The sequence below is a fragment of the Faecalibacillus sp. H12 genome, from assembly GCF_013361255.1.
In the GTDB taxonomy this organism is placed as follows: Bacteria; Bacillota_I; Bacilli_A; order Erysipelotrichales; family Coprobacillaceae; genus Faecalibacillus; species Faecalibacillus intestinalis.
On the sequence record NZ_JABWDK010000045.1, the window covers coordinates 1 to 12,691 of the forward strand.

13 protein-coding genes are annotated in these 12,691 nt (G+C 29.0%); 3 read left to right on the plus strand and 10 right to left on the minus strand.

The window, feature by feature from the left end; all coding sequences use genetic code 11:
- Positions 1 to 51 precede the first annotated feature (51 nt).
- Positions 52 to 2,463, minus strand: coding sequence for a glycyl radical protein (locus HUU89_RS13725; RefSeq protein WP_175302060.1), 2,412 nt, complete (start codon positions 2,461 to 2,463; stop codon positions 52 to 54).
- Positions 2,464 to 2,626: 163 nt separating this feature from the next.
- Between HUU89_RS13725 and HUU89_RS13730 the strand changes: the two genes are divergently transcribed.
- On the plus strand, positions 2,627 to 3,523 hold the full coding sequence (locus HUU89_RS13730; protein WP_175302061.1) for a glycyl-radical enzyme activating protein: 897 nt from the start codon (positions 2,627 to 2,629) through the stop codon (positions 3,521 to 3,523).
- 36 nt (positions 3,524 to 3,559) lie between these two features.
- Here HUU89_RS13730 and HUU89_RS15350 read toward each other — a convergent pair whose 3' ends face one another.
- The 7 genes from HUU89_RS15350 to HUU89_RS13760 form a co-directional block, all read right to left on the minus strand.
- The gene (locus HUU89_RS15350) at positions 3,560 to 3,694 is read right to left on the minus strand and encodes a hypothetical protein (protein ID WP_264474805.1); all 135 of its coding nucleotides are present in this window, start codon (positions 3,692 to 3,694) and stop codon (positions 3,560 to 3,562) included.
- A gap of 76 nt (positions 3,695 to 3,770) precedes the next feature.
- A complete protein-coding gene (locus HUU89_RS13735; RefSeq protein ID WP_175302062.1) occupies positions 3,771 to 4,433 on the minus strand; it encodes a DUF5680 domain-containing protein in 663 nt (220 codons plus the stop codon).
- 99 nt (positions 4,434 to 4,532) lie between these two features.
- Positions 4,533 to 5,279, minus strand: coding sequence for a DeoR/GlpR family DNA-binding transcription regulator (locus HUU89_RS13740; protein ID WP_175302063.1), 747 nt, complete (start codon positions 5,277 to 5,279; stop codon positions 4,533 to 4,535).
- Positions 5,280 to 5,356: 77 nt separating this feature from the next.
- On the minus strand, positions 5,357 to 5,689 hold the full coding sequence (gene rpoE / locus HUU89_RS13745) for a DNA-directed RNA polymerase subunit delta (protein ID WP_032089633.1): 333 nt from the start codon (positions 5,687 to 5,689) through the stop codon (positions 5,357 to 5,359).
- Between the two features lie 12 nt (positions 5,690 to 5,701).
- Positions 5,702 to 7,363 (minus strand): arginine--tRNA ligase, encoded by a 1,662-nt coding sequence (gene argS, locus HUU89_RS13750; protein ID WP_118632607.1) that lies wholly within the window; start codon positions 7,361 to 7,363, stop codon positions 5,702 to 5,704.
- A 75-nt stretch (positions 7,364 to 7,438) separates the two neighbouring features.
- A complete protein-coding gene (gene cls / locus HUU89_RS13755) occupies positions 7,439 to 8,947 on the minus strand; it encodes a cardiolipin synthase (RefSeq protein ID WP_147580774.1) in 1,509 nt (502 codons plus the stop codon).
- A complete protein-coding gene (locus HUU89_RS13760) occupies positions 8,934 to 9,332 on the minus strand; it encodes a hypothetical protein (protein WP_052010804.1) in 399 nt (132 codons plus the stop codon). Before HUU89_RS13760 ends, cls begins: the two co-directional genes overlap by 14 nt.
- A gap of 54 nt (positions 9,333 to 9,386) precedes the next feature.
- On the opposite strand from HUU89_RS13760, the gene HUU89_RS13765 reads away from it, so the two are divergent.
- On the plus strand, positions 9,387 to 11,261 hold the full coding sequence (locus tag HUU89_RS13765; protein WP_175302064.1) for a transglycosylase domain-containing protein: 1,875 nt from the start codon (positions 9,387 to 9,389) through the stop codon (positions 11,259 to 11,261).
- Between the two features lie 41 nt (positions 11,262 to 11,302).
- The gene (locus HUU89_RS13770; protein WP_175302065.1) at positions 11,303 to 11,734 is read left to right on the plus strand and encodes a DUF4240 domain-containing protein; all 432 of its coding nucleotides are present in this window, start codon (positions 11,303 to 11,305) and stop codon (positions 11,732 to 11,734) included.
- A 204-nt stretch (positions 11,735 to 11,938) separates the two neighbouring features.
- On the opposite strand, the gene HUU89_RS13775 is transcribed toward HUU89_RS13770, so the two are convergent.
- Positions 11,939 to 12,292 carry a heavy-metal-associated domain-containing protein gene (locus HUU89_RS13775; RefSeq protein WP_032089627.1) on the minus strand — a complete coding sequence of 118 codons (354 nt, stop codon included), beginning with the start codon at positions 12,290 to 12,292 and terminating at the stop codon, positions 11,939 to 11,941.
- Positions 12,293 to 12,410: 118 nt separating this feature from the next.
- Complete coding sequence (locus tag HUU89_RS13780; RefSeq protein ID WP_217498502.1) at positions 12,411 to 12,599, minus strand: FeoB-associated Cys-rich membrane protein; 189 nt, start codon at positions 12,597 to 12,599, stop codon at positions 12,411 to 12,413.
- Positions 12,600 to 12,691 lie beyond the last annotated feature (92 nt).

A 12,691-nucleotide genomic window follows, 5' to 3' on the forward strand; every position in this document is an offset into this window, starting at 1 on the left:
TTATATCTTCTAAGTTTACTGTATCAATTATAAATTCCATTTTCTTTTCTCCTATAATGTTTGTTCAGTTCTTCCAATAATATCATCTTGTGTTGCTTTTGATAACACATTAAAGAATGCGGAATAGCCAGCAACACGAACAATTAAATCTTTATGCTTTTCAGGATGTGCTTGGGCATCTAATAATGTTTCTTTAGAAACAACATTGTATTGAACATGATAACCTTTTAATCGATTGAAGAAGGTTTTTATCAACATTTCAATCTTTTCTTTATTTTCTTCTTTCGATAATAACTGAGGTGTTACCTTTTGATTTAATAAAACACCACCAGTAATTTCATGCGTTGGTAATTTAGAAACAGATTTAAACACAGCAGTTGGTCCTTTTTTATCCATCGCATGAGCTGGTGAACATCCCTCAGCAAGAGGTGTATGTGCTTTTCTTCCATCTGGAGTAGCCATTGTGCCATAACCTTGTCCAACGTTGGCAGAAATACTTGAAGTACCAGCATAACGAATCCCACCGATTGGACCTCTTCCATAACGAGTATTTGGATATTTTTTCATTTCATCAATATAAATATTATAAACATCAACTACTAATTGATCGACTTCATCAATATCATTACCATACTTAGGTGCATCATTAATTAACATTTCTTGAATTCTTTGACTTTCTTCACTTGTATAATCATCTAAAATAGCATTCCATAATTCTTCAGGTGTGATTTTTCTTTCTTCAAAGACAAGTTTTTTAATAGCTGCAAGACTATCTGCCATATTCGCAATTCCTACTTGTAACCCTGAAATAAAATCATAAACAGCGCCACCTTCTTTGATTGTTTTTCCACGACCAATACAATCTTCTGTCAAGGCTGAACATAAAACATCAGGAACATCTCTTTCAAGTGCTAAATCAATCGCATTTTCAACAATCACTGACATACGTGTCAAATGACGCATTCCTTTTTCAATCGCTTTAAAGAGTTCATCATAAGATGTCATATCTTTAAAGTAACCACTACCTTCAAAGAATCGTTTTCCAGAAGTCATATCTACCCCATCATTCATTGCCATTAATAAAATACGTGGGAAGTTCATATAAGACATCCCTGTACAACGATAACCCCATTTACCAGGAACTGCTGTTTCAACACAACCAATCGCTGAATAGTTATATGCATCTTCTTCTTTGACACCCTTTTCAATAAATGATGGAATAATGATTTCGTCATTATTGAATGCAGGCATTCCTATACCAAGTTTCATAACTTCAATAGCTTCATCCAAAAAAGCTTTTGGCATATTTTTATGATATCGCACTGTTAAGTTTGGTTGTGGTAAACGTGTTTGGGCAACTGATTTTAATACTAAATATGAAAGTTCATTCGTTGCATCTTTTTTATCAGGTGTTTGTCCACCAATGGTTACATTTTGATACATTGGGCTTCCGGCACTTGAAAAAGTATGGGCTTGTGAACGCACCTTATTGATTGTTAGAGTTTTGATCCATAAGTTATCTAATAATTCAATAGCTTGTTCTTCTGTTATATTATGAAGATCTTTATCATGTTTATAGTAAGGATAAATGTATTGATCAAAACGTCCATAAGATAAAGAATGCCCATTCGATTCAATTTGTAGAATTAATTGAATAAACCATGTTGATTGAATCGCTTCATAGAAAGTTTCTGCTTTTTCATAAGGAACTTTCTTACAAATACGTGCAATTTCTTCTAATTCTTCTTTTCGTTTCCCATCAGTACTTTCTGCAAGTTCTAAAGCAAGATCACTGTAACGTCTTGCAAATGTTTTAACTGCATCAATGACAATTAAAACAGCTTTATAAAATTGATATTTATCAATATTTTCAGGCATACATAAATCAAGTTTTTCTTTTAAATCTTTAACTCTTTCTTCATATCCTTTTAAACCTTTTTGTAAAACTTGTTGATAATCTACCGCTAAATGCGCATCTCCAGAATTAAGCTTCCCTTCCATTCCAAAGAAACCTGTTTCCATATAAACACTCACTTCATCTGGAAGCAAAGCGCCTCCTTTACTTCTTAAATTATTATTTTCCCAAAATGCTGCAATAGATCTTAATTCATCTTTTGTTTCTTCAGTAATATAGAAAATATCTCCATCTCTTTTTTCAAATAGATCAAGTTCATTCATCACAAATTCCATTGTATATTCTGGAAAGATGGGTGCATCTCTATTTGATGAAGCTTGATTTCCTACAATCAAAGTATCTTCTTCAATATAAATAGGCATCTTTTCTAAGATGTTTTTTAACATATACGCTCTTTTCATAATTGGAGGTTCATTTAAATGTTCTTTATATGCCTCTGTCGCAAGGAGTGCTCTTTTTGCACAGATATATGGTTTTTTATCTAAGACTTCTTCTCTAAAATGATTCATTCTTGATGTAAGTTCACCAAAGTGTTCACTGTTCTTCATTTTTCTTTCCTCAACTTTCATTCGTAAGTTTTTATTCTTTCTTTTGCAATTAAATTATATAATAAGCAAAAAATAAGTCAATATTATTTTCATAAATAAACAATTTTGGTTTCATTTGAAAATTATAAAAAGATATGTTAGGATATTAGCGAGGAGAAAAACTATGGAAAAAGGATTAATATTTAATATACAAAAATTTAGTATTCATGATGGTCCAGGTATTCGTACGACCGTTTTCTTTAAAGGCTGTCCTTTAAAATGTAAATGGTGTTCAAATCCTGAATCCCAATTACATAAGCTACAAATACTTTATGACTTTGAAAAATGTGTTCATTGTAAGAAATGTTTACTTAACTGCCCAAAACAAGCAATTACTGAAAAAGAAAACCATATGATCTTTAATCATGATAAATGTATTGGCTGTCTACAATGTGTCAATCATTGTACAACTAAAGCATTAAGTCATGAAGGATACTTTAAAGAAATCCAAGAAATTGTGGATGTCTGCATGCAAGATATTGATTTTTATGAAGAATCTAATGGTGGTGTAACTATCTCTGGGGGTGAAGGTATGGCACAACCTGAATTTCTAGAAGAGCTTGTTTTATCTCTTAAAGAAAAGAATTTACATGTTGCTATTGAAACAACGGGATATATTCAAAAAGAAACATTTCAAAAATTAGCACCTTTATTTGATCTTTTACTTTTTGATGTAAAACATTATAATCGACTTCAACATTTTGAAGGAACAGGTGTTTATAATGATTTAATTGTTGAAAATCTTCAATGGGCTATTCAACATCAACTTAATGTTTTACCACGCATTCCTGTTATTCCTGATTTTAATGATTCTTTAGAAGATGCTGAAGGAATAAGTGAATTATTAAAAGTATCAAACATTCAAAAGGTACAACTTCTTCCTTTTCATCAATTTGGTGAAAAAAAATATGATTTATTGAATAAAGAATATTCTTTAAAAACTTATCAAGCTTATCATGAAGAAGATTTAAAAGATTATCAACAAATCTTTTTAGATAAAGGCATTGATTGTTTCTTTTAGATATAAAAAGCTATCTATTTACTTACAGATAGCTTTTTATTTTTTATGAAGTTGACTCTTTATATACGTATTATACAAAATATTTAATACTACTTCAGAATTATCAAAAACACTTTGTTTTTTATTATTCTTTTCTACATTTAAGATATTTTTATTTTCTAAATTTTTCATATACTCTCTCCTGTTTTAGAAATAATCATTCTTCATTAAGAGTATATTAAAATTTATTTAAAATATTTGTCATTATTTATTTCACAATTCCGCCTTGTATAAATCCTTCATAAACTTTATATGTTTGATAATATATTTCTTCAACACCCTGAAAAAAATCAATTTTTCCTTGAATACGCAACAAGTAAAGATACTCCCCTTTTTGATAAAATAAAGGACCTCTAAAAGGCAATTCTTCATCAACTTGTAATAAAGCTTCTTTTAAAAAATCACCATTAAAGTTTTCCTCTATAACCCTTCCATAGTAATTCATAGACCAACATGGTTTTCCATCTTTATAAACAATTTCTTGTCCACTAAAATTTTCCGCACCAAAGAAGGAATCTAAATAAGTATAATTATTCTCTTGATATGAATAATCATGAGACTCTTTTCTTGAAGAATTGACTTTATTTGTTTTATTTGCATACGTTGCCTTTTTGGCTTTTACAAGAAAGCATACAAGTTCACTTATTTCAATTTTATGAGTTTCTAATGTTAAACAATCATCTTCTTTAACTAAATAATCTATTGAAACACCAAAAAGATTTGAAAGTTTTATTAAATACTCAATATTAGGATAAATAGTTCCTGTTTCCCATTTTGTAACTGTTTGTCTTGAAACATTTAATTGATATGCTAGTTCTTCTTGCGTAAGCATGTTTTTCTTTCTATAATACACTATCTTTTCATTAAGCATTACTGTCACCTCCTAGAAAAATTATAACATTCTTACTTCTTATCACCAGCAACTTTCCTTTACATTTTTGCTACAAAAAATCCTAGGGAAACCCTAGGATCAAACTTTCTCAACTTGTATATGTTTTTCTTTAAAATATTCTTCAACTTCTTGAGGAATTCCTTGATCTGTATAAATACATGATACTTGATGTAAATCAATTAAATTAGAAACTCCTTTTTGATGAAACTTATCTGATTCAGTAACAATAATAACATGGCTTGCTTGTCTTGCCATATCTTTAACAGCTTCACAACGCATATAATCATTTCCTGTAAATCCTGTATCAATACTAAAACCATCTGTTCCAATAAAGAGTTTATCCACAAAAAATGCTTCTGCACATTTTCTCATCATCGGTCCTACCATCACTTGAGATTCATGTTGATATTCTCCACCTAATAAAATAATTTTAATAGCTGTATGTTTACGAATATAATCTGCAATAAATGCAGAATTGGTAATCAGTGTGACATCTTTTTTTGTCTTTGCAATTTCTAAGGCTACTAGAGCACAACATGAACCTGATTCAAGCATAATTGTTTCACCATGTTGAATCGATTCTACTGCTTTTTTAGCTACTTTTTGTTTTTGTTCATAATGATAAGCAAGACGAATATTCATATCATCACTTTTATTAAGAGTAGCATACCCATGTTCTCTAATTAACATACCACTTTCTGAAAGAGCATCTAAATCTTTACGAATTGTAACTTGTGAAACTCCTAGTAATTCAGAAAGTTTTGTAACTTCTACTTTTTTATTTTGTGTGAGTAATTCTAAAATCTTTGTTTGTCGTTTATTCATAAAATAATCCTTTCATTAATAAGAATATCTACTTTTATTTGAAAGCAAGGATTTTATTAAAAAAGAGGCCTTGCCTCTTAGTTATTATAATCATCTTCGATTGTACTATCTACATCGTCTTCTACTTCTTCAGATTCTTCATCTTCGTCAGTATAGATGTCATTCATATCGATGTGTACTTCATCAAATTTATGACGAGAACGTAAATCCCAGTTATTTTCACCAACTGTAATAAAACGTCCGTCTAAAGTGATGTTTGTATAGAATAAAGATTCTTTTTCATTTTTTTCTTCTTCATCAAAACCTTTAACCTCACTTACTTCTTGCCATAATTTATAGAAATTAACTGCTTTTTTCTTTTTAGACATTAATTCATAAGCGACATCAACCATTGATCTATTTTTATCCATCTTTATCTCTCCTTACATTTTTTCAGGTGCTTCAACACCAATTAAGTTTAATGCATTTTTTAATGTAATACGTGTTGCTTCTACTAAAGCTAAACGTTGCATTGATAATTCAATATTTTCTTTATCTATTACATAACAATCATTATAGAAACTATGGAATAATTGTGCAAGTCTTTGAATATAATTTGCGATTTTATGTGGACTTCTTGATTTTGCACTATCTGCAATTTCATTTCTAAATTCATTAATATGTTTTAATAAAGCCATTTCTTTATCATTTACAAGTAATTCAAAATGATCTGCAATTGTAATATCATTTTCTTTAGCTTGTCTTAAAATTGAACACATTCTTGCATGAGCATATTGTGCATAATAAACAGGGTTATCATTTGATTTAGATTTAGCTAATGTTAAATCAAAATCATAAGGTGTATTGGCTGCTTTAGCGGCAAAGAAATAACGAGTTGCATCAACACCAATATCATCAATTAAATCTTTAATAGTGATTGCATTCCCTGTACGTTTAGACATTTTAACAACTTCACCATTTTCCATCATTCTTACCATTTGTAGAATATCAATATTTAATTGATCACTATTATAACCTAAAGCTTGAATAGCAGCTTTCATACGATTGATATAACCATGATGATCTGCTCCTAATAAATCTACTAAATATTCATAACCTCTATCTAATTTATTTAAATGATAAGCAATATCAGGAGTTAAATAAGTATAACTTCCATCAGATTTAATTAAGACACGGTCTTTATCATCTCCAAATTCAGTTGATTTAAACCATAAAGCCCCATCTTGTTCATAAGTAAATCCTTTTTCTTTTAATTTTTCAATTGTAGGAACTACTTTATTTTCTTCATATAAAGAAGTTTCAGAGAACCAAACATCATGATGAACTCTAAATTCCGCTAAAATATCTTTAATTTTTTGTAATTCAAATTTAGTTCCTTCTTTTCTAAAGAAAGCAATCATTTCATCATGATCTGCATTTAAATATTTATCGCCAACTTCTTCTTTGATTTTAACAGCGATATCTTTAATATCTTGACCATGATATCCATCTTCAGGTAATTCAAAATCTAAACCAAAAGCTTCTCTATATCTTGCATATAAAGATAAAGCTAAATTATAAATTTGATTTCCTGCATCATTAATATAATATTCTCTTGTAACATCATATCCTGCAGCTGACATAATACGACAAATACTATCTCCTACTGCTGCCCCTTTAGCATGTCCTAAATGTAAATCTCCTGTTGGATTGGCAGAAACGAATTCAACATTATATTTAATTCCTTTTCCTGCATCACTTTTTCCATAATCATCTTTTTCTGCTAATACTTCTTTAATAATAGAAGTTAAAGCATCTTTTTTCATAAACATATTGATGAATCCTGGACCAGCAATTTCAATAGAATCGATATTTGCTTCCTCTTTATCAATTGCTTCGATTAATTGTTCTGCAATCATTCTTGGATTCTTTCTAAGTAATCTTGTAAGTTGCATAGCGATATTTGTTGAATAATCACCATGACTTTTTTCTTTTGGTATTTCTATTGTGATTTGATCTATTTCATAATCTTCTACAAAATTGCATTTAACCATTGCTTTTTTTAGTGCTTCTTTCAATGCAATTTCAATTTTATTTACAGCCATTTTTTACCTCCTTAAAAAAGATATTTAATCGTTTATACGTTACCATTAAGAGTGCATAAAGTCAATGTTTTTTACCTAAAGTAATGGAGCAATTACACGTAAAATTGCTTCAAACCAACCCATAAATTTACCAGTTACAACTTCATCCAAGGTAATTTCATGAGACTTTTCTACTGTCGCTAAAAAATCTTCCTTAATATCTTTTAATATTTTATTGTTATATAAATAAATTCCATTTTCAAAATGAAGATATAAACTACGATAATCTAAATTAATTGTCCCTACTGTTGCACATTTATCATCCACTAAAAAGTTTTTAGCGTGAATAAATCCAGGAGTATATTCATAAATACGAATACCATGTTTGATCAATGTTTGATAATATGAACGTGTAACTCTAAAAACAATTTTTTTATCTGGTATTCCTGGTGTAATGATGCGTACGTCGACTCCTCTTTTAGCAGCATTGATCAATGCTGTTTGTAAGTTATCATCTAAGATCAAATAAGGTGTTGTAATATATAAATAATCATACGCTTGATTGATCATGTTTAAATAAACATTTTCACCTACATTTTCATCATCTAAAGGAGAATCTCCATAAGGAGTTACATAGCCATCTACCTCAAATTTTTGCTGAGAGCGCACATAATACTTTTCATAATCTTCTTCTGTATTTCTTGCTACATTCCATGATTCTAAAAACATCTTCGTAAGCGAATTAACAGCAGGACCATGAATCATTAACCCAGAATCCTTCCAATGCCCATATTTAACTCTTTGATTAATATATTCATCTGCTAAATTAAATCCACCACTAAAGCCTATTTCACCATCAATCACCACGATCTTTTTATGATCACGGTTATTCATCGCTAAAGATAAAACAGGTATAAAAGGATTAAATGCCACACTCTTTATGCCCATTTTTTCAAGTTGACGATCATAATGACGAGGCAACATCGTAAGTGATCCTACATCATCATACATAAATCTCACTTCTACGCCTTCTTTAACTTTCTCTTTAAGAATATCTAAAACACTTTTCAACATTTTTCCTTCATCAACAATAAAAAATTGCATAAAAATGAATTTTTTCGCATTTCTTAAAGATTCCAATAAAGGTTCAAAAGCATCATCACCTAATGAAAAATATTTAAGATCTTGTCCATAATAAGTAGGATATCTTTGTTGATTTAAATAATTCATTTGTCCTTTAATATAAGGATCAGCTACTTCTTCTATAATATCATTTTCAATAATACGTTGATTCTTTATTTGTTTTAAAAAAGCAAATTGTAACCTTTGACTTGGTTTTTTATCTCCTAAAAATACATAAAGAACACCACCTACAAAAGGTACAGCAGCTATCAAAACAAGCCAGGTAATCTTATAAGCACTTGCATCATCCTTATTTATAATATATAAAGCAGCAAGAACGCTAATAAGCTTGAACAAATAGACAAAAAATCTAGATGATCTATGAATCGTCAAAAAGGCAACAAAAACAATAATTAATTGAATTAAAATCAATAAACCTGAAAATAATATTTTATTCGTTAATAACTTCTTAGATTGCTTCATTTTCTTCTCCATAAAAATCATATTTCATCATCACGTAAACTTCACTTAATTGTTGATGCTCATCACTTAAAATATACTTCACTTTTAAATAACGATCATGTTCCATTGTAATAAGTTCTGTAAAGAGTTCTATCATCCCATAATCTGTATGATAATGATTTCCTATCTTTCTATGATAAGAAAGATTTAATAAAGAAGGTCCATTAGCTAATGTCATTTCTTTACCTTTTAAAATAATTTCTATCTTTTGATCATTGTTATAGAAAGTAAATTTCTCTTTATCAAATCCTTTTTCATAGATTCCATCACTTTTAAATTGAACTGTTTCATGATGATCATCATATTTAAATATACTCTTATAATTTACTTTAATATTCTTTTTCATTCTATCACCGTGCATATTATAACATAAAATGGCAAGAATAAAATCGGTGATAAAATGAGACAGTTTATAAAAAGAATTCTTTATTGTTTTATATTTTTCTTCACATTTCTTTTATTGATGTATGTTATTGCCTTTTGTGTAGGAAAACCTGAACTTAATAAAGATCGTTACATAAAGCTTTATGATGATCAAAATAAGATTTTTTATCAAAGTGTCAATAATTATAGTGGGCAATATGTTTCAATTGATGATGTTAGTCCTTATTTTTTAAAAGCAATTGTTGCTATTGAAGATAAACGTTTTTATAGTCATCATGGGTTTGATTATGTCGGAATTTCCCGGGCAATAAAAACAAATGTCCTAAAAAGGAAAACTTCTCAAGGTGCTAGCACAATAACCCAACAATACGCTCGTCTTCTTTATTTAACAAATGAAAAGACTTGGTCTCGTAAAGTAAAAGAAGCTTTTTTTACTTTACAATTAGAAACGCATTTATCAAAAAAGGAAATTTTAGAAGGTTATATCAATAATGTCTATTTTGGACATGGAATTTATGGCATTGAAAATGCTTCCCAGTATTTCTATGGTAAAAAAGCAAAAGAATTGACTTTAAATGAAGCAAGCATGTTAGCAGGGGTTGTCAATGGTCCCCAATATTATTCACCAATTTTAAACAAAGAAAGAGCTAAACAAAGACAAAGTCTTGTTTTAAAAGCTATGTATGATAATCAAATGATTACCCAAAGTATTTTAGAGGCCACTCAAAAACAAACTCTTAATTTAGCAAGTGAACATTCACTTAATGAAAATATGTCTACTTATTATTATAAGGATACTGTTTTAGAAGAATTAGAGGAATTAGGTTTTTATAATAATCAATATTTAAATAAAGGATTAAATATTTATACTTCTTTTAACAGTGAATATCAAAATACTTTAAATGATCTTATTAAAGAAAAGAAAATACAAGGTGATCTACAATGCGCTTTTACGGTTGCAAATCCTAAAACCAATCAATTACAAGCCTTGATTGGTGGTAAAGATTACGCTAATTCTCAATATAATCGTGCAATACATGCTTCTAGACAAATAGGAAGTACAGTGAAACCTTTTCTCTATTATTTAGCCTTAGAAAACGGATTTAACCCCTCTACACGTTTTCTATGCGAACCAACGACCTTTAAATTAAGTAACAATACAACTTACTCTCCTGCTAATTTTCATCAAAAATATGCTTATCAAGAAATCACACTTGCTCAAGCTATTGCTGTCAGCGATAATATTTATGCTGTAAAAACACATTTATTTTTAGGTACAGAAAATCTTAGAGATTTTCTTAAATCCTATGGAATCAACGCTAAAAACAACGCCTCTTTAGCACTTGGAACAGTTAATACAAACATTTATAATCTTTCAAATATCTACTGTAATATTGCTTCTGGTGGTAAATATCAACATCTTTATACCATTGAAAAAATCGTTGATCATCAAGGGAAAACTATTTATCAACATAAAAATCAAAGAATTCAAAACTTGAACAAAGAAAGCTGTTTAATCCTCAATCAATTATTAACAGGAACCTTTAATAAACAATTTTCAACTTATTTAAATGCAACAATGGAAAATTATCAAACCAAATATAAAGTTGCCTGTAAAACAGGAAGTACAGATTATGATAATTTGATTGTTGCTTATAATCCTAATATCCTCATTAATGGTTGGGTAGGCTATGATGATAATCGAAAAATAGAAAACAGTCAGGAAAAAGTACTTGCTAAAGAAGTGGCGATTAATTTTTTAGATAAAGAAATCAAAAAAGAAAGTTGGTATAAATTAACATCTAAATTAAATGCTATCGCTATTAATCCTATCTATGGAAATATTGATGAAACAGGGATTGTTTATTGGTTTAGAAAAGGGAGTCCTTGATATCTTGTTCATTATCCTATAGAATGGATATGGTGATGAAAATGTTTAAAAATTCTTTTTGGGGAATATTAAAAAAAGGTTATTGGGATAGTGAAAATACAGATGAAGTTTTTGAACCAATTATTAATTTTTTAGTAAATCATAAAGATCAATATATTTTTGATTTTCATGATTTAATGTCTGAATTTCTATATGAATTAGATCGTAAAGAAATCTATGAACATAGTATCAATCAAGAACAATTTGATGAGGAAGATTTCTTAAATCAAAGAGCTTATGTTCTTACAAATGGTAATAAATATTATCATGATATCATTTCCCTCATTAAACCACTAGATGGTGAATTAAAATGTCCACAGCTTTTAACGCTTCCAGCAAAAGCTTGGTCTATCAAAAACAACAAATCTATTGAAAAATATCCACATACACCTAAATATAATATTCAAACAAAAAGCAATACCAAATATTGGTAAAAAAAGAGGATTTTTGAAATCCTCTTTTTAGATACTTCATTATATATAGACATTATTAAAGAATTTGGAGTGCTTGGTGTATGAGATGTGTATTTCTTTAACTTTTAATCGCAACAATTATATCTTGTCTATACATATTAAATGTACCATGTATAGACATGAATATCAATCGTTTTATAAAAAAAGAGAAGAATTTCTTCTTCCCTAAATAACATCATATCCTGCTTGTTTGACAGCAGATATGATCACTTGATCATCAACATCTCGATCATAGACAACATGTGCTTCTTCTTTTTTTAAGTTCACTTGTGAACTTACGCCTTCAATAGCATTAATTGCACGTGTTACATTAGCCACACAATGTTGACAAGTCATACCTTTAATTTTAAATACTTTTTCTTTAATAATTGGATTGTCTAATTTTTTATCTTCTAAAGCTTGATAGATTTCTCCACCACCGCCACAACAAGAACTTTCACCCTTCATGTGTTTTCTTGTTGATTTTAAAGCAATACCAACAACCACCACTAATATAAGAACGATAATAACATTAGCCATAATTACCTCCTGTTATTTTCTTTTCTTCTTAATTTTTTGAACAAGTGTGTAAATAGAAACACCTATTAAATAAATAACAAGTACTCCTAAAAACATATAGAAAGTCGAACCACTTACATTACCCATGATTATGTCTCTCTTTCATTTTCTTTTGATCTCTATAATAATCATCTAAAGGAGATGAACATTGACTACACCCTGCACAAATACCACTACACTTATGTCCATCTTTCTTTCTAAAGAAATGTGTATAGATGACCCATGCACAATAGGTAACAATTAATAAAACAATAATCACATTAGCCATAATAATACCTCCTTTAATTTATAAAAATCCGGAGTAATGAAGTGAACCGACTTTGTTGGACAAAAAATAATTAACTTAATGCTAAGGCTTGA